The sequence below is a fragment of the Micromonospora sp. NPDC127501 genome, assembly GCF_040302185.1.
Taxonomy (GTDB): Bacteria; Actinomycetota; Actinomycetes; order Mycobacteriales; family Micromonosporaceae; genus Micromonospora.
Window position 1 is genome coordinate 1 of record NZ_JBEORJ010000018.1, and the last position, 22,001, is coordinate 22,001.

The 22,001-nt window shown below is 70.0% G+C and carries 17 protein-coding genes and 1 pseudogene; 13 read left to right on the top strand and 5 right to left on the bottom strand.

From position 1 onward, the window contains the following. Positions 1 to 127: 127 nt before the first annotated feature. Positions 128 to 901: a hypothetical protein gene (locus tag ABTW72_RS29980; protein ID WP_350864539.1), complete on the top strand. Its 774-nt coding sequence runs from the start codon at positions 128 to 130 to the stop codon at positions 899 to 901. Between the two features lie 6 nt (positions 902 to 907). On the opposite strand, the gene ABTW72_RS29985 is transcribed toward ABTW72_RS29980, so the two are convergent. Further along, the gene (locus ABTW72_RS29985) at positions 908 to 2,209 is read right to left on the bottom strand and encodes a serine hydrolase (RefSeq protein WP_350864542.1); all 1,302 of its coding nucleotides are present in this window, start codon (positions 2,207 to 2,209) and stop codon (positions 908 to 910) included. Between the two features lie 170 nt (positions 2,210 to 2,379). Here ABTW72_RS29985 and ABTW72_RS29990 point away from each other — a divergent pair, with 170 nt between their 5' ends. Continuing rightward, positions 2,380 to 2,712 (top strand): putative quinol monooxygenase, encoded by a 333-nt coding sequence (locus ABTW72_RS29990; protein ID WP_350864544.1) that lies wholly within the window; start codon positions 2,380 to 2,382, stop codon positions 2,710 to 2,712. 9 nt (positions 2,713 to 2,721) lie between these two features. Here the strand turns inward: ABTW72_RS29990 and ABTW72_RS29995 are convergent, their stop codons facing one another. Further along, positions 2,722 to 4,263: a gluconokinase gene (locus ABTW72_RS29995; RefSeq protein WP_350864547.1), complete on the bottom strand. Its 1,542-nt coding sequence runs from the start codon at positions 4,261 to 4,263 to the stop codon at positions 2,722 to 2,724. 224 nt (positions 4,264 to 4,487) lie between these two features. Here ABTW72_RS29995 and ABTW72_RS30000 point away from each other — a divergent pair, with 224 nt between their 5' ends. Both ABTW72_RS30000 and ABTW72_RS30005 read left to right on the top strand, forming a co-directional pair. After that, positions 4,488 to 5,639 carry a DUF3761 domain-containing protein gene (locus ABTW72_RS30000; protein ID WP_350864550.1) on the top strand — a complete coding sequence of 384 codons (1,152 nt, stop codon included), beginning with the start codon at positions 4,488 to 4,490 and terminating at the stop codon, positions 5,637 to 5,639. A 45-nt stretch (positions 5,640 to 5,684) separates the two neighbouring features. Then, entirely contained in the window at positions 5,685 to 6,218 is a 534-nt protein-coding gene (locus ABTW72_RS30005; protein ID WP_350864552.1) for a WapI family immunity protein, read from the top strand. A 9-nt stretch (positions 6,219 to 6,227) separates the two neighbouring features. On the opposite strand, the gene ABTW72_RS30010 is transcribed toward ABTW72_RS30005, so the two are convergent. Beyond that, the gene (locus tag ABTW72_RS30010) at positions 6,228 to 6,923 is read right to left on the bottom strand and encodes a hypothetical protein (RefSeq protein WP_350864555.1); all 696 of its coding nucleotides are present in this window, start codon (positions 6,921 to 6,923) and stop codon (positions 6,228 to 6,230) included. Between the two features lie 147 nt (positions 6,924 to 7,070). Here ABTW72_RS30010 and ABTW72_RS30015 point away from each other — a divergent pair, with 147 nt between their 5' ends. Further along, positions 7,071 to 8,297 carry a hypothetical protein gene (locus ABTW72_RS30015; protein WP_350864558.1) on the top strand — a complete coding sequence of 409 codons (1,227 nt, stop codon included), beginning with the start codon at positions 7,071 to 7,073 and terminating at the stop codon, positions 8,295 to 8,297. Between the two features lie 24 nt (positions 8,298 to 8,321). On the opposite strand, the gene ABTW72_RS30020 is transcribed toward ABTW72_RS30015, so the two are convergent. Beyond that, the gene (locus ABTW72_RS30020) at positions 8,322 to 8,750 is read right to left on the bottom strand and encodes a VOC family protein (protein WP_350864561.1); all 429 of its coding nucleotides are present in this window, start codon (positions 8,748 to 8,750) and stop codon (positions 8,322 to 8,324) included. A 486-nt stretch (positions 8,751 to 9,236) separates the two neighbouring features. Between ABTW72_RS30020 and ABTW72_RS30025 the strand changes: the two genes are divergently transcribed. From ABTW72_RS30025 to ABTW72_RS30045, 5 genes are all read left to right on the top strand, one after another. Further along, the gene (locus ABTW72_RS30025; RefSeq protein WP_350864564.1) at positions 9,237 to 12,419 is read left to right on the top strand and encodes an RHS repeat-associated core domain-containing protein; all 3,183 of its coding nucleotides are present in this window, start codon (positions 9,237 to 9,239) and stop codon (positions 12,417 to 12,419) included. 28 nt (positions 12,420 to 12,447) lie between these two features. Then, positions 12,448 to 12,645, top strand: a complete 198-nt coding sequence (locus ABTW72_RS30030) for a hypothetical protein (RefSeq protein ID WP_350864567.1) — start codon at positions 12,448 to 12,450, stop codon at positions 12,643 to 12,645. An 87-nt stretch (positions 12,646 to 12,732) separates the two neighbouring features. After that, entirely contained in the window at positions 12,733 to 12,951 is a 219-nt protein-coding gene (locus ABTW72_RS30035) for a hypothetical protein (protein ID WP_350864570.1), read from the top strand. A 14-nt stretch (positions 12,952 to 12,965) separates the two neighbouring features. Further along, positions 12,966 to 13,778 carry a hypothetical protein gene (locus ABTW72_RS30040; RefSeq protein WP_350864572.1) on the top strand — a complete coding sequence of 271 codons (813 nt, stop codon included), beginning with the start codon at positions 12,966 to 12,968 and terminating at the stop codon, positions 13,776 to 13,778. 21 nt (positions 13,779 to 13,799) lie between these two features. Continuing rightward, positions 13,800 to 15,041 carry a copper amine oxidase gene (locus ABTW72_RS30045; RefSeq protein ID WP_350864575.1) on the top strand — a complete coding sequence of 414 codons (1,242 nt, stop codon included), beginning with the start codon at positions 13,800 to 13,802 and terminating at the stop codon, positions 15,039 to 15,041. Positions 15,042 to 15,105: 64 nt separating this feature from the next. Here the strand turns inward: ABTW72_RS30045 and ABTW72_RS30050 are convergent. Then, positions 15,106 to 18,188, bottom strand: a pseudogene (locus tag ABTW72_RS30050) (DUF3427 domain-containing protein). Between the two features lie 329 nt (positions 18,189 to 18,517). On the opposite strand from ABTW72_RS30050, the gene ABTW72_RS30055 reads away from it, so the two are divergent. Genes ABTW72_RS30055 through ABTW72_RS30065 form a run of 3 tightly spaced genes read left to right on the top strand, consistent with a single transcriptional unit; the run spans position 18,518 to position 21,956 of the window. Beyond that, the gene (locus tag ABTW72_RS30055) at positions 18,518 to 19,318 is read left to right on the top strand and encodes a hypothetical protein (RefSeq protein ID WP_502892268.1); all 801 of its coding nucleotides are present in this window, start codon (positions 18,518 to 18,520) and stop codon (positions 19,316 to 19,318) included. Then, positions 19,315 to 20,445, top strand: coding sequence for a hypothetical protein (locus ABTW72_RS30060; RefSeq protein WP_350864578.1), 1,131 nt, complete (start codon positions 19,315 to 19,317; stop codon positions 20,443 to 20,445). Before ABTW72_RS30055 ends, ABTW72_RS30060 begins: the two co-directional genes overlap by 4 nt. Beyond that, entirely contained in the window at positions 20,442 to 21,956 is a 1,515-nt protein-coding gene (locus ABTW72_RS30065; protein ID WP_350864581.1) for a hypothetical protein, read from the top strand. Before ABTW72_RS30060 ends, ABTW72_RS30065 begins: the two co-directional genes overlap by 4 nt. The last annotated feature ends 45 nt before the right edge of the window (positions 21,957 to 22,001 follow it).

Genomic DNA, 22,001 nt, shown 5'->3' on the forward strand with positions numbered 1-22,001 from the left:
TTATATTTGCGCGTTCGTTGACGGGTTTGTCCTCGTGCGTTAACAGCATTTTGGGTTTCGCCGTTGAGAGAGTGGGTGCCGGGGGGGGGGGGGGGCCCCCCCCCCCCCCGCCCCCGGGGAGATGACAGTGCAGAAACCGAAGCTGATCGCCGCTGGTGTCATCCTCGTCGTGGCCGTCGCCGCCGGGGTGTGGGCACTTGTGGCCACCGAGGACGAACCCGACGCGGGTCGCCCGGCGGCGTCGGCGGCCCCGACCGACGGGGTCGGTGTGCTCAAGGCCGCCGCCGGGAAGGTCGACCAGCAGACCTACAAGCTGACGTTGAGCAGCGGCGGGACGACGGGCGGGGACGGCACTGTGGTGCTCTGGGACCCGACGGCGAAGCGTGGTCTGGAAACCACCTCCCTGAAGGTGCCCACCGGCGAGGTGAAGATCGAACGGCTCACCACCGGGTCGGACGTCTACGTGCGGATCAGCGCCCCGGACCGGCGCGTTCCGGTCTGGGACGGCAAGACCTGGTGGCATGTCGGCGCTCCGGGTTCACCCCCCGCCAAGCAGGGCCTGGACAACACCAAGCTGGCCGACACGCTCAGCACGGCGACGGCCGTCCGGCAGACCGCCGCCCGGGAGTACGCGGGCACGCTGGACCTGCGCCAGAGCAGCGCGGTGCTGGGCGAGGGGGTCGGCGGCGTGCTCGGTGACCGGGCCGGGGCGGTGCCGTTCACCGCGACAGTCGACGAGCAGGGTCGGCTGGTCCGCTACCGCATCGAGTTGGACAGCAAGCAGTCGGAGGTCGCCCAGCTCGACCTGACGTACTCGGATTTCGGGTTGTCGGTGTCGGCGGACCCGCCGGCGGCCGACCTGGTGGGCGAGGATCCGCCGGCGAACATTCCCGGCGCCTGAGGTCGGCTACTCCTCGACCGCGCCATCGACCGGGGTGACCAGGAAGTCGTAGACGGTTCGGGCCATCCGCCGGACCGTCTCGTCGCCGGTGGCCATGGGTCCGGCGGTGAGGAACGCGACGGCGGTCTCGGTGCCGGGAATCAGGTAGTAGCCGACGTCGTGTGAGGCGTCCGGCAGGTCACCGGTCTTGTGGGCCACCGGCACGCCGGGTGGCAACGCCGCCGGGATCTTCGTGTTCAGGGTCTGTTCCCGCATGAACCCGATCATCAGATCGCGGGAGGCCGGGGTGAGGATCTCGCCGTCCCAGACGGCGCCGAGCAGTGACACCACGTCGTCCGGGCTGGTGTAGTTCTCCTCGCCGCGTTGCGCCGCCGCGCTGTCGAGCATCCGGCGGGCCAGGATGGTGGAGCGCTGGTTCATCGAGTCGATCAGCGCGTTGACCGGGGCGAACCCACCCAGGTAGGTGATCAGCACGTTCGCGGCCACGTTGTCGCTGTACTTGATCAGGTACCGGGCGAGCCGGTGCACCGTGACCACCTGCGGGAACGTCTCGAACTGCAGTTGGCCGGTGCCGCCGACCACGTCCTGGGGGGTGACCAGCACCCCGTCGTCGAGGAAGACCTGTCCACAGTCGACCCGGCGCAGCAGCTCGACGAGGATCCACAGCTTGATGACGCTGGCCGCCTTGGGGCGCAGCGATCCGTTGACGGCGATCTGCTGGTCGCCGTAGCGACCGGACAGGTCGCGGACGGTGACCCCGGCCGGGTTGAGGCTCGCGTCGGCGACCACCCGGGCGAGCTGCCCGCTGAGCGGGAACAGCCGGGCCCCGGCCACCGGGTCGGTGGGTGGCTGCGGGCTGGTGACCACCACGCCGGTCAGCGTCGTCGGCGGGCGATGCCGTTGGATCACCTCCAGCGTGCCCTCGCTGCGCCCGACCAGCGGCACCCGGTAGCGGTAGGCGGTGCCTCCGACGACGACAGCGCCGCTGGCCACCCCGGCGGCGACCCGCATGGTGGGGTCGGCGACCCGACCGGTGTCGCCGTCGCAGGCGCGGTAGCGCACTGTGCGCCCGAGCGAGTCCACGGCGAACACCCCGCCGGGAAACGACAGCCAGGACACCTCGCTGGTCGGTGGGCGCTCCGGCGTCGGGTCCACCCCGGGCTCGTGGCTCTGACCGTCACCGGGCTCAACCCCGTACCCCGGCCCGGTCGTCTGCGCCGGGTCCGCGACGGGCGCGCGGCCCGGACCGTCCGCGGTGGCCGGCCCGGTCGTCGCGAGCACCGCGAGCGCGACCGCCGTCGTCAGCATCTTCAGGGGTACGCGGGCAGAGTTCCCCAGCAGGGAAGATGAGCGCCTCTTGTCGCTTTTTCTCACGTTTGCACGATATGAAGCGCCGGAGGCTGGTGAGACCGGCGGGACCGGTGTCACCCGTCCGGGCGGCGATGTCCCGGCGAGCGTCACGCCCCACGGGTATAAAGATGACCCACAGGCATCAACCTGCTCAGCTACACAGCCCGGAGGACCCTTTGCTGATCATCGCCGGCAGTCTGCAGGTCGAACCGGCCAGCCGCGAGGCCTACCTGTCCGACTGCGAACAGGTCATCGCGCGGGCGCGCGCCACCGCCGGCTGCCTCGACTTCCTGCTGGCGGCCGACCCGTTGGAGCCCGGCCGGATCCACGTCTACGAACGCTGGGAGTCGCCGGAGCAGTTGGCCGCGTTCCGTGGCTCCGGACCGGACGACGCGCAGGAAGTGGCCATCCTCGACGCCGACGTGCGGCGCTACCTGATCGCCGGCGTCGAAGCGCCCTGACCCCACCGCTCACGTCGGTGGTGAGGGGCCGGTGGGGAGGCCGGGTGCCATCCGACGGATCGAGGCGAAGGTGGGCGTGAGGGCCTCGTACAGCTCGGCGAAGAGCGGCAGCAGCGCCGCGTAGGTGGCAGCGGCGGCCGGGTCCGGGCGGACCGTCTCCTCGATGCGCACCAGGTCGGCGGCGACGTCGATGCTGGGGATCAGCCCGAGCGCCTCCATGCCGAGCAGCGCCGCCCCGAAGCTCGACCCCTCGTGCGCGGACGGGAAGCTCACCGGCAGGCCGAGGGCATCGGCCAGCATCTGCCGCCACAGGCCGCTGCGGGCGAAGCCTCCACCGGCCCGGACCTCCCGGACCTCGTTGCCCGCCGCGCGCACCGAGCTGAGCACCAGCGCGAGCTGTTGGCAGACGCCCTCCAACGCGGCCCGCACCAGATGCTCACGGCGGTGTGCGTGGGTCAACCCCACGTACGCGCCGCGCGGCAGGGCGCTCCAGTGTGGTGCCCGTTCGCTGTGCAGGTACGGCAGCATGATGAGCCCGCCCGAACCGACCGGCGCGCGGGCGGCGAGGGCGACCAGGTCCTCCTCGGAGTGCTCGCCGAGGTCCGGGGCGAGCGCCGCGCCGGCCCACTTGAGCACGATGCCGCCGTTGTTGATCGCGCCACCGACCGCCCAGCGATGCTCGGTCAGCGCGTAGCAGAACACCCCGCCGAGCGGGTCCACGCCGGGCCGCTCGACCATCACCCGCATCGCGCCGCTGGTGCCGATCGAGCAGGCCACCATGCCGGGGTGCACCGCGCCCAGGCCCAGGTTCGCCAGCGGTCCGTCGCCCGCGCCGACCACCACCGGGGTGCGCTCCGGCAGGCCGGTCTGGGCGGCGGCCTGCGGGGTGAGGTTGGGCAGCACGGCGGTGGTGGCGACAAGCTGCGGGAGCTGCTCCGGGGTGATGCCGGCGATGGTCAGCGCCTCGCGGTCCCACTCCAGCTTGTGGATGTCGAGCAGGCCGGTGGCCGAGGCGATCGAGTGGTCGGTGACCAGCGCGCCGCAGAGCCGCAGCAGCACCCAGTCCTTGATGCCCACCCAGTGCGTCACCCGCTCGAAGAGTTTCGGCTCCTGCTCGGCGAACCAGAGCAACTTGGGCAGCGGCGACATCGGATGCATCGGCGTGCCGGTGCGCCGGTGCAGGGCCAGCCCCGACGGGACTGCCCGCAACCGCTCGGCCTGCCGGGTGGACCGTGAGTCGGCCCAGGTCACCGAAGGGGTCAGCGGATTTCCGTCCCGGTCCAACCCGATCAGGCTGTGCATGGCGGAGCCGAACGACAGCCCGGCCACCGGCTGGACCAGCTCGGCCACGACGATGCTGATCGACTTGAGCACCGCTTCGAGGATGAGTTGCGGGTCCTGCTCGGCGTAGCCGGGTTGCGGGTTGTCCAGTGGGTAGCCGAGCAGGTGACTGCCGAGCTGCCGCCCGTCGGTGTCGTACGCGACGGCCTTCGTGCTGGTGGTGCCGATGTCGACCCCGATCACGACCCCGGGCAGCGTGACTGCCGGCACGACCGCCACCCCCTCAGGAAACGTGAATCTACGACGATAATTCCGCCTCCGCGCCGCAAGGCGGCACTCCGGCCGGGATGAACGTCGGCAACACTATCCCCCTATCGTGCTGGTTGCTCCGCCGATCGGGTAGTTCGCCCGTTTCGGCGTGTCCGGGCGCCGCGCCGCACCTGTTAAACCTCGTGACACCCCAGATTGGTGGCCAGCGCGGCGAAGGAGTCGGCGTGGCGAAGACTGATTCGACGGGTTCCACATGGCGGTACCGGTGGGCGCACCGGCAGAACGTGCGGCGGGTCAGCACGTACCGCGGCGCTGAGGCGGCGTGGCGGCGACGCGACGACGAGTTACGGCGGCTGCGCGCCCTGGCCGCCGACTTCCAGGGCTCGGCAGCCGCCGGCGCCGGGCTGGCGTTGGAGTTGGCCAGCGACGAGGTGGTGCTCTGGGCACTACCCGCCGCGCAACTGGTCGAGGTACGGCACACCGCAGTGCTGCCCGCGCCGGACCTCACTGTCGCCCCGGGGACCGGGCCGCTGCGCCCGCGCCGCCCGGACGGCGTACGCGTCACCGACGCCGGCATGGCCGTGATCACCAGCCGTCGACTCGTGCTGCTCGGCGGGCGGGGCCGGCGCGACTGGGCGTACGGCCGGATAACCGGCCTGGCCCACGACCCGGCGGCGCCGGTCACACTGATCCAGGTGCTGGACCGGCGGCGCACCTCCGGGTTGTTGCTGCCCCCCGACGCCGCGCCGGACTTCCGCTTCAAGCTCACGCTGGCCTTCGCCGACGCGATCGAACAGCGCGCCGCGGTGATCGCCCAACTCGACGAGCTGATCGCCGAGCACGCTCAGCTCAAGCCGTTCCGGCCATCCGCTGCCACCCCCGGGCAGGCCCGACTGTCGTCGTTCGTGCCTGGTGGTCGCAGGACCATCGCGGTGGCGGCTGCCATCGCGCTGCTGGTGCCGGCGGCGCTGATCGAGTCGGACCCGTCCGACCCGACCGGTGGCGCGGAGGTCGCCGTCGCCGCCACCCCGGCGCCCACCACCAGCGTGGCACCGGCGCTGGTCCGCCCGGCCGGCCCGGCGCTCGCGCTGAAGAACCCACCGCCCAAACCGGCAAAGTCGCCACGCCCGTCGCCCAGCGCGACCCAGGGCCCGCGCTGCGGGGCACCGGAGAACCCGCTGGGGTACGGGTTCTGTGGCGGCACACGGATCCGCAAGCCGGCCGCCGAGGTGTGCGACTGGTTCGACTGCGTACCGCAGTTCTGGGCCGGACGCGGTTACCTGGTGCAGTGCCGCGACGGTTCGGTGAGCCTGGCCGGCGGCCGGTCCAACGCCTGCGCTGAGCACCGAGGCGTGCGGCGGATCATCACGAAGTGACCGATTCAGGACCTGAAGTCCGCTTCGCTCGGCCAGAATGATCGAGTGGAGATCCGGTCTGACGATGGCGCTCGGGTGCGGGTACGCCCCGTCGGCTACCAGCCCGGCATCGACCCGCCCGACGACCCCGACGGGGCCACGCCCGGCTGGCACGACTGGCTGCTCATCGAGGTGGACGCCCGCACCGCCGACGGTCAGACCTGGTCGCACCACTACCCGAGCCTCATGGTCGAGGAGGCCCGCGCGCTCGGCGGCTGGTTGCACGGGCAGGCCACCGCCGCCCTCGGGCTGAGCGCGCCACCGGCGATGGTCCGCTTCACCGAACCCAACCTGGCCCTGCGCAGCCGGGTGCTGCGCCGCCGCCGGCTGGAGCTGATCGTGGAGTTCTCCGCCGAGTCGCTGCCACCGTGGATGCGCCGCCCGTCCACCGCGATCTACCCGCTGATCCTCACCGTCTCCGCGGACGCCCTGGCCACCGCCGCCGAACACTGGGCCGAGCACTGCGAGGCGTACCCGCCGCGTACCCAGTCGCGGTTCCCGACCCACGGCCCACAGCCGTACCGGCGGCGGGCCGGCTGATCACCTGCGTCAACGGTTCAGCGACGCCTTGACGGCGTCGATGGCGTCGGACAGTTCCTCGTTGTACGGGAAGCCGTCCTCGACGATGGCCATGTCGACCCCGCATTCGCGCTGCCGCGCCCGCAGCAGGGTTTCCTCCACCGGGGCCACCGGGAAGGCCAGCGGGTCGAGACCCGGGGCAGAGTCCAGGTCCTTGATCTGGAGCCACTTGTTGTACTCGCCGTCGTAGACGATCAGACCGGCGGCGATGCCCCGGGTCCACTGGTCGAAGAGCGTGGCCAGGCTGGTGGCGGCCCGCACCGAGTCCCACGCGTCGGGTGAGATCTCGTAGCGCCAGATCTCACCCTCGTGCTCGCCCGCCAGGACGAAGGTGAAGATGGCGTACTCGAAATGGAACAGCGGCAGTTGCTGCCGCCAGGGAAACGGCGTGCCGATCGCCAGCCACAGATAGTCCAGCACGTCCGGGCCTTCCGGCCAGGACATCAACCATCCGCCGTTGGGCAGCAACCGCCGCTCGGGCCAGCGCTGCGCCTGCAACCAGGTCAGCTGCTCCGCCACGTGATCCACGCCGAAGATCCGGTGGACCTGCTCCGGCGGCTGTCCGGCCGGCGACTCGCTCTCGTCCGGCCAGTCGAGGCCGGCAGCCGTCGCCGCCAGGCGGTAGTCGCGTACCGCGTCGCGCAGCACGCGCATGTCATCAAGCATCGGGAAGCTCCTCGGCCGCCGGGGTCCTGGGCAGGCTAGCTTCGCCGCCCCGACTCTGGTGTCCGTCAATACTCTTCTTTCGGGCGCAACGGGATACATCGATACTGGTCGCGTTGCCTGTCACGTACGTGAGCGGTTGTACCGCGTGTGACCGTGACCTCTGTGGCCTGCGCACCCTGGCGGATCGCCTGGGCCGAGCGCGAGAACGAGCGCCGGCAGCGCGCGTACCGCGACGCCACCGACGCCTGGCGGCACCGCGACGACCACCTGGCCCGACTCCGCATCGAAGCCGCCAGCTTCCTCGGGTGTACGCAGCCCCGCACCGGTCTACCGGTGGAGCTCGACGACGACGAACTGGTCTTCCGTGTCCTCCCCGTCGCCCAGCTCGTCGAGGCCGAGGCGCGACACATCCCCGGCCTGCCCAGGCCGGGCGGCTTCTGTTCCTTCGCCGAGGCTTCTTCTCAGGCGTTGCCGGCGGGCCTGCGTGTCGTCGACACCGGCATGGCCGTCGTGACCAGCCACAGAGTGGTCTTCGGCGGCCGTGAGCACCCCCGCGAGTGGCGGTACGCGGACCTGGTCGGCCCAGCCCACCACCCCGACGTGCCGGTCACCCTGCTGCCCGACCGTGGTCGACTGCAAGGGCTGCTGGTCCCGGCCAACGCCGTGGTGAACTTCCGCTTCTATCTCACGCTCGCCGCTGCCGCGGATCGTGCTGCCGTTGTCGCACAGGTCGACGCCCTGCTGGACGATCATCAGGGTGCTCGGCCTGCTGTGCTGCCGCTGGTGGAACCCGACGAGGCGCCGCTGACCGCGGTACGCCCCGACCGGCGGGCGCTCGGCGCTGCCGCCGTGGCGGCCGTGGTGTTCGTGACGCTGGGTCCGGGCGCTCTGGGGCCTGACGCGTGGGGTCCTCGCGGGCCGGTGCACTCGGCGGAGATCGTGACCATGGAGGTTCCGAGGGCTGGGGCGGTCCTCGTTCCGATCGGTCCCGTCGGGCCGGTGGCACCCACGTCGCGGGTCGGCTCGGCCGACAGTGCCGTATGGAGCCCGCCGAATGTCCCGGCTGTACGGCCGTCGGCTATCTCTACAGTGGCGGAACCTGCTGTCGCGGTGGCGCTGCCGCCGGCTGCTCCGCCGTCCGCTGCTCCCGCACCGTCCGCCAGTTCGGTGCCGACGCCTGGGCCGGTTCCCACCACCGACCCGCCAGCGCCGGCCCTGCCGACGCCACCCGTCGCGCCGGCCTCGCCGACGCCGACCCCGACCGTTACGGCTACCGCGACGCCTTCGCCGGGCCCGGGGCTGCTGGCGATCTGCCTGGATCCCCTTCAACTGCCGTTGCTGGACCCGCTGCTCTGCCCGTCTGAGGCGCCCTGAACTGCGTTTTCTTTCCTGCCGGGCTTAGTTCGTGGCGCTGAAGTCGGGGACTGTGAGGGAGCCGTCCTCGGCGAGGGCGAAACCGGGGTTCCAGGCGATCTCCCAGAGGTGACCATCCGGGTCGGCGAAGTAGCCGGCGTAGCCGCCGTAGAAGGTCTCGCGCGCCGGCTTGGTCACCGTGGCACCGGCCTTGGTTGCCGTCGCGATCACCTCGTCGACCTCGGCCCGGGAGCGGACGTTCTGGGCCAGGGTCATCGCGCCGGTGCCCAGCTCTCCGACGCCCGCGTCGTCGGCGAGCTTGTCGCGGCCCCAGAGGACGAGGGCCAGGCCGCCGGCCTGGAAGAAGACCGTCTCCTCGACCTCCTGACCCTGCCAGCCGAGCTGCTCGTAGAACGCCTTCGCGCGGGCCACGTCCGCGACTCCCAGGGTGATCAGACTGATGCGCTGCTCCATGGTCTTCAACCTAACGCGCGATCAGGCGGGGGCGTGGCAGGTTGCCGTCGGGTCGCAACATAGACGTACGTTATAGGTCTTCGTCCGAAAAAGGCGGTGCGGCTCATTCGCGCGTTCCGTCATCTCCTGCACCCCCGCATAGCACTCTGCTACCGATCCGCGCCGTCCCGTAGCGCCATAGATTGAGGATGGCGAATTTTTTAATCAATGCAGGCAGTGAATCTGCTCAATGCTTGAGATCGTCCTCTCCGTTGTTGTCAGCCAGACGGGGGAGGAAAACTGACAATGCGCTATCTCAGCATGTTCACCGTCGCGGCGGTATCCGCCGCGATGCTTGCGGTACCGGCCGCTCCGGCGGCCGCGGACCCGCCGAGGACGGGTGGCCGGGCACAGTCGACTCCGGCTCAGCCAGGCTCTCCAGGCAAGGGCAAAGTGGCCCTTGGTCCGAGCGGCGGTCAAGTCTCGATGCTGGCCGGGCCGATCGAAGTGCCAGAGGGGACCGGTCCTCAGCACAACGCCACCTTCACCAGCTTCGACCTCAGCGACCGCGTCAAGTTGCAGGTCAACGCTGGCTCCGGCAACCTGCTCATCCAGACCACCGACCTCGTCCTGCCGGGCCTAAAGGACAATCTCGCGCTCGGCACCGCGTTCAACAGCCTCCTCGTCGGCAGCGACCTGGATGTCGGTGCCCACGGCCGCGGCTGGCGGTCACGTGGCGCGCCGGACCTGAAGCTGATCAAGGCCGACGACGACTCGGTCACCTACGTGGCCGCCGACGGCGTGGTGGGCCGGTTCACCTTGGCAGGCAGCGGCTACGACACGCCCAAGGAGTTCAAGGCCACCCTTCGGCGCGACGGCGAGGGGTGGAAGCTCACCGAGCACGAAAGCGGGCGTGACCTCTACTTCACCTCCGCCGGTCTGCTCGACAAGGTGGAGGATCGTAACGACAACGTCACCGACTACTCGTACGACGCGTCGGGTCAGCTCACCAAGGTCACCTCGGATCGGGGCAGCACGGGCGCCCGGACCGTGACAGTCAGCTACAGCAAGGGCCGGATCACCCGCCTGCAGCAGTCCATCGACTCCGTCAACGCCCGGCAGGTGCAGTACTCGTACAACGCCGCCGGCAACCTCACCCAGATCCTGCCCTCCTCGGGCCATGCGGTGAAATTCACCTACGACTCCTCGCAGCGGGTCGCCAAGGTCGTCACCGGGCAGGCCTCCGAGCCCGGCACCGAAACCCGGATCGACTACGACGGCCAGCACCGGGTCTCCGCGGTGTCCCGGGTCATCCAGAACGAGTCGACCGACAACCCGGACGGCCGACTGGCGATCACGCGGTGGGCGTACCTCTCGGCGACGGAGACCAAGGTTGCCGACGCCAACACCGACTTGACCAAGCGGGTCAGCGACGTCGCGCACACGACGTACACCGTGAACGGCGACAAGCGGATCACCAAGACGGTCGACCCGGACGGGCATGAGCGGGACCGTGAATACACGCCGTACCACGACGTGGCCACCTCCACCGATGCCATGGGGCAGACGAGTTCCAGCACGTACGGCGCGAACAGTGGGCAGTCGCTGACCCAGACCGCCTCACCGACCGGCGCGGGCGCCTCGGCCAGCTACGGCAACGCCGCGACGCCGACCAACCCGACCGGCAACTTCCAGCCTTCATCGAGCACGGACAGCCAGCAGAACAGCAGCACATACACCTACAACGGCGCCGGCAACAAGACCTCCAGCAAGGACGCCGAGGCGGCGGACGCGAAGGTCGACTACAACAGCGACGGTACGGTCAAGACCGCCACCGACCCCAACAACGGCACCAACTCGAGCAACTTCGGCTACGACGGCGACAAGCAGCTCACGTCGATCGCCCCACCGACCGGCAACAGCCTCGGTAAGAAGACGTTCACCTATGACGCCTTCGGCCGGATCCGTACCGCCTCCGACGGCGGCGGCCGGACCCTCACCTACGAGTACGACCTCGACGACCGGACCACCCGGGTCAGCTTCTCCGACGGCACCCAGGCGGTGGACTTCGAGTACGACGGCTCCGGCAACATGACCGTCCGCGACGACGCCCAGGGCTCCGAGACGTTCGTGTACGACCGGCTCAACCGCCTGGTGCAGCGGGGCGACGAGTGGCTGCCGATGCAGTACACGTACGACCCGGTGGGCAACCTGACCAAGCTCTACGACGCGTCGCGCGGTGCCACGGAGTACACGTACGACAAGCGCAACCTGCTCACCAAGATGGTCGTCGACGACTGGACGGAGTACACGTTCTCCTACGACGACGAGGGACGTCGCACCGACACGAAGATGATCCCCGCAAACGGGCCGGCGGTGAGCGCGCACACCCACGTGACGTACGACAACTCGGGCCGGATCACCCGCACCACCACCAAGCGCTGGGAGCGGATCTCCGGCACCGACCGGGAGTCGGTGGTCTACGACGTGTCGTACTGCTACGCCAAGCGGGTCGGCACCTCCGCCTGCTCGACGGCCAAGGTGGACGACACCGGGCTGCGCCAGTGGCAGACCGAACACCATCGGGGCGGCGTGGTGCAGGTGTACACGTACGACCGCAGTAACCGGCTGACCAAGGCGACCAACCTGGCCAGTGGTAGCTACGACTACACGTACGACAGCAACGGCAACCGGACCTCGGTGAAGCTCAACGGCACCGAGACGCAGCGCCTGACGTTCAACTCCGCCAACCAGATCACCTCCAGCGGCTACAGCTACGACGGAGCGGGCAACCAGACCAACGGCTCGGTGACCCCGGGGGCGACCTACAACGCGGCCGGGCAGACCACCGGCAAGAAGAACAGCGCCGGACAGATGGTCGACTACGAGTACAGCGGCCTGGACCAGGTGGAGCTGCGGTCGTTCTACCAGCACGACGATGACAACACCCAGGGCTATTACGACTGGGGTCGGGTCAACCAGCAGGGGCAGCCGAGCCTGGAGCGCTATCAGGCGGAGAACTACGACACGCACTACTTCGAGCGTGACGGTCGGGGCGACCCGGTCGGCGTTCGGGTGCTGTCGAAGAAGACGTACGACTGGACCGACTACTTCTACGTGCTCGACGGGCTCGGGTCGGTGGTCTCCATCATCAACGAGAACGGCAGCCTGGCCGGCCACTACACGTACGACCCGTACGGACGCACCACAAACGTCACCGCCAACGATCCGGTGGTGACGTACCAGCCGATCGGTTTCGGCGGCGGGCTGCGCACGGGCGACTGGGTTAAGTTCGGCAAGCGTTGGTACGACCCGAACACCGGTCGGTTCACCCAGCAGGACAGCGTGAACCGGATCGGCGACCCGGCCAGCGGGAACCGCTACGCGTACGCCGCGGACAACCCGGTGAACTACGTCGATTCGACCGGGTTGAGCTGGGAATCGGCGGTGGTCGGCGGCGCGGTGGGCTTCATCGTTGGTACGGCCGCATGGGGTCTGTCGGGCGGCAATCCCATCATCGCCGGCGCGGCTGGTGGTGCGGCGGCGGGCTTCTTCAGCGCGATGGTCTCCTCCTATCAGGAGGACGGCAGCGTGAACTGGGGTGAGGCCGCGATCGAGGGTGCCATCGGCGGTGGGTTCGGCGCGCTCGGCGGTTGGGCGACCAGCGCCAAGCTCGCCGGAATGACATGATAGATAGCCGACGATGCGGGGGGTTGTCATGACAGCGCGACGCACAGCCGGAAACGGCTCTCCGCGGGCCGGTCGGCTGTTCACCGCAGCCCTCGTGGGCTTGGTGATTGCCGCCATCCTGGTGATCTCGGCGGCCCGCGACCAGTTCGGCAGCGGCATCGCGGTGGCCGTCGCGGTGATCACGGTCTGGTTGCTGGCGACGTTCCTCCCGCTTCGTCGGCGCTGAGGATCGACGGCGTGCCGGCCGGGCTGCTGACCCGGCCGGCACGCCGACCCCCGCCGCCCCTACGGCGGCCCGTTTCCGGGAGTCGCGGTGCAACCCAAGAAACTCGACATGCGTACGGCGAACCTGTGGCTCGCCACCCTGCTGCCGTTCTTCATCGCCGTGGCGGTGGGGGTGCCGCTGCTGACCGGCGTCGACGGCACCGCCGAGCGCGTGACCCGGCTTGTGGTCGTGCTGCTCTGCCTCGGCGTCTGCGTCCTGGCTGGCTGGTCGTTGGCCCGTGGCCGAAGGCGAGCGGGCCGACCGTGATCCAGGAGGTCTCCATGTCCGAACCGGCCGACGGGCGACCGTCCGACCCGATCGCCCTCCGGCCAGCCCAGCAGGGGTACGACCGGGCCGGTGTGGGCCGACGGCTGGCAGCCGTCCTGATCGCTCTGATCACCCTCACCCTGGCCGGCTGGCTGCTCCGGTCGGCACCGCCCGGTGTGGCGGTCGCTGGCTCGGGCGGTGAGGCGCCCCGGGTCTCCGATCCCACGCCCGGCGAGGTCCCCACGGCGGGGTCCGGGCGGGATCCGTTGACACCGACGGAGGTCGCGCTGGCCACTCGGATCGCGACCGACCCGGCGCTGTCCGGCCAGGCCCGCGACGTGACCGGTGCCGCCGGACCGGAACTTCTGTCCGTGGAGCTGGCCGACCCGTCCGGCGCCGACCGTCGGCACGCCGACGTTCTCCTGTACGACTACGCCACCGATCAGCTCGTCAAACGCGTCATCGACGTGCCCGGCGGACGAGTCGAGGCCACCTTCGCCGCGACCCGGATGCAGCCACCCGCCACCGCGCGGGAGACCGAGGCGGCGCTCGCTCTGCTGCTCGCCGACCCGGCCGCCGAGCTGCTGCGGCAGCGCTTCCGTACGGCCACCGGCACGGAATTCACCTCGCCGGGCCAGCTCTCGATCGAGGCGCAGGTCTTCGTGGCCCAGGGCGGCGGCCCGAAGGCGCGGGGCGGGGCGGCGGCCGACGCGTGCGGCGAGCACCGGTGCCTGATGCTCCTGCCCCTCCCGGCGGGGCAGCCGTACCTGGACCTGACCGACGTCGTGGTGGATTTGTCCGGGCGCACCGTCGTCCGGCTCGGCTAAACGAACACCTCGGGGGACGACATGCGCAAGTTGACGATCGCACTGACTGCCGTGCTGGCCCTGACCACACTCGGGGCGGCTGCACCGGGCCGGACCGCGCCGCCCGCCGGGCAGTGCGGGGACGGCGCCATGGTGCGCGAAACGCTGCCCGGCGGCACCCGGTGGCAGCTCTGCTGGCGCATCGACGCTCGGACCGGCCTGGTGCTGGAGCAGGTGGCGGTCGCCTTCCGGGGGCACCCCGAGCGGTTGCCGGTGCTGAAGTCCATCACCCTGGCGCAGCTCAACGTCCCCTACGACTCCGGCATGACGGAGTGGAACGACATCACCTCCTTCGGCTTCGGCGGGGAAGCCGTGCAGCCGCTGGCACCCAGGGAATGCCCGAACGGGTCACGTCGACCCACCTACAGCGGCGCCGGAGAGCCAGGGGCCCGGGTGCTCTGCGTGGTCGTCGACGACCTTGGCCCGGCGCAACGATCGCTGGACACCGACTCCGGTCAGGCGCTCACCCGGCAGGGCCACGACCTGGTGCTCCGATCGGTCTCCAAGGTCGGCTGGTACGAATACGTCACCGAGTACCGCCTCGCCGACAACGGACGCATCACCGCCCGGCTGGGCGCGACCGGTGACTTGTCGCCCAACGACTACACGATCTCCAGGGCGGGATGGCCGATCGGCCCCGGCCAGACGGATTACGCCACCGCACACCACCACAACGCCTTCTGGCGGGTCGACTTCGACCTCGCCGACCAGGGCCAGGAGCGAGTCGAGCAGTACGACACCGCACCAACCGGCGACCAGGGCCGGCGCGCACCAATCCTGGCGACCACCCGTACCGACATCGCTGTCGAGGCGAACCTGCGGTCGGCCAACCGCCGGTGGTGGCGGGTGGCCAGCCCGAGCAGCCCGAACAGCGACGGACACCCCCGGTCCTACGAGATCGACCTGGGCGCTGGTGAGGTCTATGAGGCGCGCCCCGAGACGGTGCCAGACGTCACCTTCACCCAGCAGCGCAGCTGCGAGCGCTTCGCCACCTTCAACATCGACCCGGAGTGTGTCGGACGCTCGATCCTCCAGTACGTCGATGGCGAACCCTTGACCGATCCGGTGGCCTGGGTCCGGGTCGGTTTCCACCACATGCCGCGGGACGAGGACCAGAGCCCGATGCCCATGCACTGGCAGGGCTTCGACCTGCTGCCGCGCGACCTCACCGCGACCAACCCGTTGGCGCCCAGCGTCCGCGCCTCGATCAACGGCCGGCCATAACGGAGAACCCAAGCCAGATCCCACTCGACGACCCGACGGCGGTGGGGCGTACGACGAAGCCTGGCTAGGCGGCGATCGTTCGGGCGGTGGCGTACACGTCGGCGGGTAGGGGGTGGCGGAGCTGCCACAGGACGCGCATGGGTCGGTCACCGCTGTGCGACTCGTACGTCATGGTGCCGGCGTAGAGGTACGGCGGTGCGCCCAGGTCGCGGTCGGCGATGCGGGTTTCCCGAACGAAGAGGTGCACGGTCGAGCCGCCCGACGTGTAGCGCTGCCCGGTCGCCGATGACGCAGAAGTCGTGCTCTGCGACTCCCACTGGAACAGGGTGTCGGTGATGGCCCGGTCGGCGTACATGGTGGTGGGGGAGTAGTGGGCCTCGGACTTGACCAGGGTGACGAAGAACAGGTCGGCCTGGGCGTCGGGCAGCCACTTCACCCCCTCGCGCAGTGACCCGGGGTTCGTCATCCCGAAGGCGGCGCAAGCCTCGTTGCGGCTGTAGCGGGCGTGCACCCGCAGCGGCACCGCCCCCGGAGCCGCGGTCGGCGTCACCCGGTGGATGCGGTCCCGCAGCACCTCGGCGACCTGCCGCAACTCGGCACAGCGGGCCGGTTCTTTCCACAGTCGCGTCAGCCGTTCGTCGCGCGTTGCGAGGGGGACGTTCGGTCCCCAGAGGCTGAAGTGCAGCATGTCCAGCAGTCGGCTGTTGCCTGCGTACACCTGCTGACCTGGCGCGGACGGTCCGGCCGCGACCCTCGTCAGCAGCTCTAGCCGGTCGACGTCGTCGGTGTGCAGCATGCGACCGATGGCCCGGCCCAACTCCCGGTCATCGGGACCGGGTGTGACGTCTCGATGCCGGCGAACCGCCGCAGCCCCGTCCAGCCGCCGATGCTGGCCGAGCGGTACACGTCCTCGATCTCCAGGCCGGTCTCCCTGAGGAACGTCGCGAGGCTGACGTCACCGAGTTGCCGCAGCTCAGACACGAGGCCGGCCTTCGAGGTGGGCAGCGCCGATCGCAGGTTGGCGAGCACCACCTCCTTCGCCACCCGATCCAGCTCGACGTGACAGCCGCTGGGCAGGCTCGGGAAGTCGTCGCGGACCGCCTCGGTGATCGCCCGCCGGCTGACCCCGGTCAGGGCACGCCAGCGCAGGTCGAACCGGAAGTTCGCGTGCTGCCCACCGATGAAGTCGAGCACCGTGAGGCAGGGCTTGTCGTCGTCGAGGCGCAGGCCACGGCCCAGCTGTTGCAGGAAGATCGTGGCGCTCTCGGTGGGCCGCAGCATCAGGATCGTGTCGACCATCGGCAGGTCGACGCCCTCGTTGAACAGGTCCACGGTGAAGAGCACCCGCAGCTTGCCGGCCTTGAAGTCCCGCAACAGCCCAGCCCGATCGGTGCCGGCCCGCGAGGTCACCGCCGCCGACGGTACGCCGCGCTCACTGAACCAGGCGGCCATGAACTCGGCATGCCCGATGCTCACGCAGAACCCGAGCGCCCGCATCCGCCCGACGTCAACCTTCTCGCGGAGCGCCCGCAGCACCGTCCGCGCCCGCGCATCGTTGCCGGTGTAGATGTTGCTCAGCTGCGTCGGGTCGTAGCCCTGGCCGCGCTTCCAGGTGACGTGCGACAGGTCCACGTCGTCGTGCAGCCCGAAATACTGGAACGGCGCCAACAACTGCCGCTCCAACGCGTCCCACAGGTGCAGCTCAACGGCCGCGCGCCCGTCGAACCACCGGCGCACGTCGCCGCCGTCGGCCCGGTCGGGGGTCGCGGTCAGGCCCAGGAGTACGCGGGGACGCAATCGCTCCAACAGTCGCGTGTACGTCGGCGCTTCCGCGTGGTGGAACTCGTCCACGATCACCATGTCGTACGCCTCGGGGTCGACCTCGCGGCGGTGCAGCGACTGGATGGAGGCGAAGACGTGCTTCCAACCGTTCGGCTTCTCGCCCGCGACCAGCGTCTCGCCGAAGCTGCCGTCGCCCATGACCTGCCGGAACGTCGACAGGCTCTGCCGCAGGATCTGCTCCTGATGAGCAACGAAGAGCAGCGAGTCTGCGCGACCCGCCTTGTGTAGCCGGCGGTAGTCGAGGGCGGCCACCACCGTCTTGCCGGTCCCGGTGGCCATCACCACCAGGTTGCGCCAGCGCCCGTGCACCAGCCGCTCGGCGTCCAGGTCGGCGAGGATCTCGGCCTGATAGGGGTACGGGCGCACATCCAGGTTTGAGATCTCGGTCGGGGCATCGTCGCGGCGCTCGCCGCTCAACGCGTGCCGTAGCCGTTCGGCGTCCCTGGTCGCGTCGTACGCCTCGAACGCGGGGTCGTTCCAGTAGTCCTCGAACGTCGCCGTGAACGTGTCGATGACGTGCGGCTGCTCCATGTTCGAGATGCGGACGTTCCACTCCACGCCGTCCACCAGGGCGGTCTTCGACAGATTCGACGAGCCGACGTACGCGGTGGTGGTGCCGTTGTCGCGGCGGAAGAGCCACGCCTTGGCGTGTAGCCGGGTGGTCCGCGTCTCGTAGGACACCTTAACCTCGGCGCCAAGCTCTTTGAGCCGGTCCAATGCTCGCTGATCGGTCGCGCCGAGGTAGGTCGTGGTGATGACGCGGACTCGACCGCCTCGGGCGATCAGCTCGCGGATGGCCGGTTCGACGATGCGGAGGCCGTGCCACTTGATGAACGCGCAGAGCAGGTCGACGCTCTCGGCCGACGCCATCTCGTGGTTGACCTCGTGGCCGATGCGGGGCTGGTGGCGGCCGTTGACCAGGAGCGCGCCGGTGGAGAGCGGGGTGGTGGGGCGCTGCGGAAAGGCTGGTAGCGCCGGTGGTGTGGGTGGGGCGGCGATGGCGTGCAGCAGGTGCTTGGCGTCGGTCACCTGGTCCTGATCGGTCGCTGCCTTCGGGCTCAGGGCGGCGATGGCTTCCGCGATCTGGTTCGCCATCGCGATCTGATGGTGGAGCTTGTCGTCGCCGTTGGGGAGGGCTTGCAGGGCTCTCGCCGCCAGGGTCGCGATGTGGCGGGCGAGGGTGGTGTGTGCGTCGGCAGGGTCGAGTTTGTGGTGCTGGATCAGGGCGGGGTTGACGTGCTGGAGGCGATCAGCCAGCTCGCGGGTGATCAGGTGCTCGTAAACACCTCGCTCAAGATCCGTCATCCGAGCAAACTAACGGCGCCGGCCCGGGGGCGCTGCCCCCTGAACGCCTGTCTCCACTGTCGGGACGGCGACAAGAAGCCTCACGTCGATGCAGGTGTTGCTTGAGCGGGCGGCGAACCCTTCCTGCTCGACGCGCTCGTTGACAGGAAGGCCTACGGAGTCGTGAGCGACTTTGTCCTCAGCCAACCGGTCAGAAACTCGATCAAGTAAGGGGTGGTTCGGGGCCGTACGGTTCTCGCTTCGGGAGCGTGACGCTACGTATCGTTGCTTCTGCAATAGTCGATTGTCGGGGATTGCTGGGAAACACTGGAACTTGTACCATGCTGATCGTGGCTGACTCCATTGAGAACATCGAGCGCCGGATCGAGGAGCTGCGAGCCGCGGTCCGCCGGGCGGTGATGGCCCGTGACCCAGCCCGAGCCCGGGGGCTACGGGCTGAGCTGCGAAGTGCTGAAAGGGATTGGGAGCAGTCCCTGACGGACCTCGCCGACGAGGCGGAGCTTGACACCGCGCCGTCGAAGCCGCAAGCGCCGTTGGTGCCGGTGCGCGAGCAGGTCCACCACGCGCTCACCCTGCTGTCGGTGCCGGCCGCGCCGAAGCTGATCGCCGAGGTGCAGGCCGCCTTCTACGGAGCGAGTGCAACCGGGATCGTAGCGGGCAAGCTCACTCACCTGCGTCGGGACGAGGAGCGGTCCTTCCGTACGGCACGGCACTCCCGGCCGTACTACCTCTGCTCTGCGCTCACCGCCGAGCACCTGGCCCCGGCCCGGGGCCTGCTCGCGATTTCCACCTGGCCGCTAGAGCGGCGCATCATCGGGCCGCTCAGCCTCCGTGTCGACTTCCTGACAGCCGCCATCAAGGTGGCGGAACGGGCGACGAGGATGCTTGAGGAAGATTCGGGGGTTACCCGGCTGCTCTGGCGGTTCGCCACCACCATCCCGGGAGCGGCCCAACCGCACGGGGCGGTAGACGCGGCCACCGTTATCAAGGCCGCCCAGGCCGAACTCGACGTTCATGTGGTGGCCGACCAGTCGCAGCGGGAAGCGGCGGCCGACCGTGCCCGCCGGCAGATGGACGAGGCCGAGCAGCTTTTCGGCAGCAAGCTGCGCGTACTCAGGGGGACGGCATGACCAACGTTGGCCAGCGGCTGGCCGCGATTCGGGGCGGAGGCGTCCCGAGCCGGCACAACGCCCGGACCATCGCCGCCCTGACCACGAACCCGGGCTGCGCTCGTCGGGCGGTGCTCGACTGCGCGGGCGTCGACAAGCAGCGGCTGGCCGCCTACGTCGACTACCCGGCCCGCTTCGGCCAGTCGCAGTTCGCCATCACCCGCGGCAACGTCTTCGAGGCGCAGGTCAAGGCGAACGGCTGCGCCGAGCTGCTGCGGCTGCTGCGTGAGCGGCTCGACCTGGAGATCCCCGAGGTCTCCTACGACGACCTGGAGTCGGTCGCCGGCCACGAGAGCCAGGACCTTCGGTACGCCCGCTCGCGCGCCCTGCTCACCCGGGCCGCCGCCCAGGCCGAGGGTGCCGGCACCCTCTTCGACCACCCGCTGCTGCGGCTCGAGGTCGCCGGCCAGCAGGCCTACCTGGAGCCGGACCTGATCGCGTTCCAGCACGACGGGCAGTTCCACGTGGTGGAGATCAAGTCGTTCGCGGTCATCGACGGGCAGGCCGACCCGGGCAAGGTCGCGGCCGCCGCGATCCAGGCGGCCGTTTACGTGCTGGCCATGCGCGAGCTGCTCGGCGAGGCCGGGTACGACCCGGAGATCGTTTCGCATGACGTCGTACTGGTCTGCCCCCGGGACTTCTCCAACCAGCCGATGGCGGTGCGGATCGACGTTCGCAAGCAGCTCGCCGTGCTGCATCGGCAGTTGTCCCGGATGACCCGGATCGACGCGCTGCTGGCCGAACTGCCGGCCACGCTCAGCTTCGACTTCGCGCCCGACGACAACGGGGTGCCCACCCGCTCGCCGGCCGCGCTGGTCGCCGCCCTCGAGGCCGTCGAGGCCCGGTACTCGCCGGAGTGTCTGGCCAGCTGCGAGCTGGCGTACTTCTGCCGGCACGAGGCTCGCGGCTGCACGTCGGCGCTGGGCAAGTCCGCGCGGGATGAGATGGGTGGCATCGAGCGGGTGGAAACGGCGTTGGCTATCGCCCGCAACCAGCTCGCGCCGGCCGAGGATCAGCAGGAGGCCGCCGAGCTGCTGCGCGCTGCCGCGCGGCTGCGGGCCGAGCTGATGAGCGGGGTGGCCGGATGAGCACCCTGACCAGCCTGGCGCGGGCGGAGGCCGTGGTCGAGGGCGTCGCCCAGCGCACCACCACCGTGCGCCATCTGCACATCGCTGACCGACCCCTGGTCTTCATCCCGCTCACCATGGCGGGCGAGGCCAACGCGCCGCTCGCCGCGATGGTGGGCGACAACCTGAACGATCCAACGCTGCTGATCGTGCCGCAGCCCCGGAACCGCGACCAGCGGTTCGCGTTCGCCGCCGAGTTGGCCGGGGTCGTCGTTCCCTACGTCCATGGCTTCTACAGCGACGTGGAGGCGGTGCCGACAAATAAGGGCAAGGACACTCGCCACCGGTACGCCGACGCGCCACAGCTCCTCGTGCCCAACCCCGGCGGAGTCGGCTTTACCCGGCTCTTCGGCCGGTCCACCCGATTCCGCCGCACCGACGGCGACTACCCGGTGGATCCGTCGGTGCCGCTGCTCGGCCGCTGGCTAACCTATTTCGCCGAGCAAGCCGAACATCCTGGCTCCTCGACGCTGCTGGCGATGACCCAGTCGCTCTCGATGCACTGGGCCACCGGGCAGAGCCCACTCGAGGACGCCCAATTGGCCGCGCTCCTGGCCTGGATCACGCCTCCGCCGGGCATGACCGGCGCCGAAGCGGCTGTCGCGGCCGAGGATCCCGTGAACTGGCCGCCGGCGGGTCCGGCCACCGACCCGACCTTCGACAACGAGGTGCTGGCCCCGGCCATGGCCGCGTACGACCGGGCGGTGGCCACCGACTCGCAGGTGGCTCGGCGTCGAGACGAGCTGGAAGACATCCTGCGTTCGCAGCTTGAGCCGACCTGGCGACAGATGTGGCAGGCCATCTCGCTGCTGCGGGAGCTGCCCGCCGGAGCGCACGTGCCCAAACGCTGGGCGGAAGACCGGGACGCCTTCACCAACTTCACCGAGCACCTTGACGAGGACGGGTTCCCACAGCCGCGGCGCGACGGAGCGGTCGCCGCGGCCAGGAAGCTGCACCGCATGGAGCGGGCGCTGACCTCGTACGACGTGCAGCGGGCCTACGACGACCCGATGGTGATGGCCGACTACCGGCTCACCGGGGAGGCGTTCGTCGGGGAGGTGACCAGCGCCCACCCGACGCGGATTGACGACAGCGGGAAGCGGCGCGCGCTGCGGCCATGGATCGCGGTGACCACCGACGACCCGGTGCTGGTCACGCCGGGCACGACGCTGTTCTCGCCCGAGCAACCCAACGGGCAGAAAGCGCGGGTGATGTCGGTGGCTCAACGCGACGACGGGACGACTGCGGTCGTGTTGGAGCTGACCGGCGGGATGGGGCGCTCGCTCACCCCGGCCCCTGGCACCGTGCCGGAGGTGGGGAAGCTGATCTGCTACACCACGCTGAGTGACTCCTTCATGCCGCCGGGCGCCTTCCCGTCCCGGGAGGAGACGCCGTGGACCCACGGCGGCCCGCCGGCGCCGTACGAGGACAGCGCACCGACCGCCGAGGACGCCCGCGAGGATTGGTCGTGATCTAACCCGCACGCCGCACCAGCACTTGATGACCAAACGTTCAGA

Coding starts and splice junctions, on each gene's coding strand:
- ABTW72_RS30010 (WP_350864555.1), bottom strand. CDS start 6,923: ATGCTTGATGACATGCGCGTGCTGCGCGACGCGGTACGCGACTACCGC.
- ABTW72_RS30045 (WP_350864575.1), top strand. CDS start 13,800: ATGCGCAAGTTGACGATCGCACTGACTGCCGTGCTGGCCCTGACCACA.
- ABTW72_RS30065 (WP_350864581.1), top strand. CDS start 20,442: ATGAGCACCCTGACCAGCCTGGCGCGGGCGGAGGCCGTGGTCGAGGGC.
- ABTW72_RS30060 (WP_350864578.1), top strand. CDS start 19,315: ATGACCAACGTTGGCCAGCGGCTGGCCGCGATTCGGGGCGGAGGCGTC.
- ABTW72_RS30030 (WP_350864567.1), top strand. CDS start 12,448: ATGACAGCGCGACGCACAGCCGGAAACGGCTCTCCGCGGGCCGGTCGG.
- ABTW72_RS30040 (WP_350864572.1), top strand. CDS start 12,966: ATGTCCGAACCGGCCGACGGGCGACCGTCCGACCCGATCGCCCTCCGG.
- ABTW72_RS29990 (WP_350864544.1), top strand. CDS start 2,380: ATGACCCACAGGCATCAACCTGCTCAGCTACACAGCCCGGAGGACCCT.
- ABTW72_RS30020 (WP_350864561.1), bottom strand. CDS start 8,750: ATGGAGCAGCGCATCAGTCTGATCACCCTGGGAGTCGCGGACGTGGCC.
- ABTW72_RS29985 (WP_350864542.1), bottom strand. CDS start 2,209: ATGCTGACGACGGCGGTCGCGCTCGCGGTGCTCGCGACGACCGGGCCG.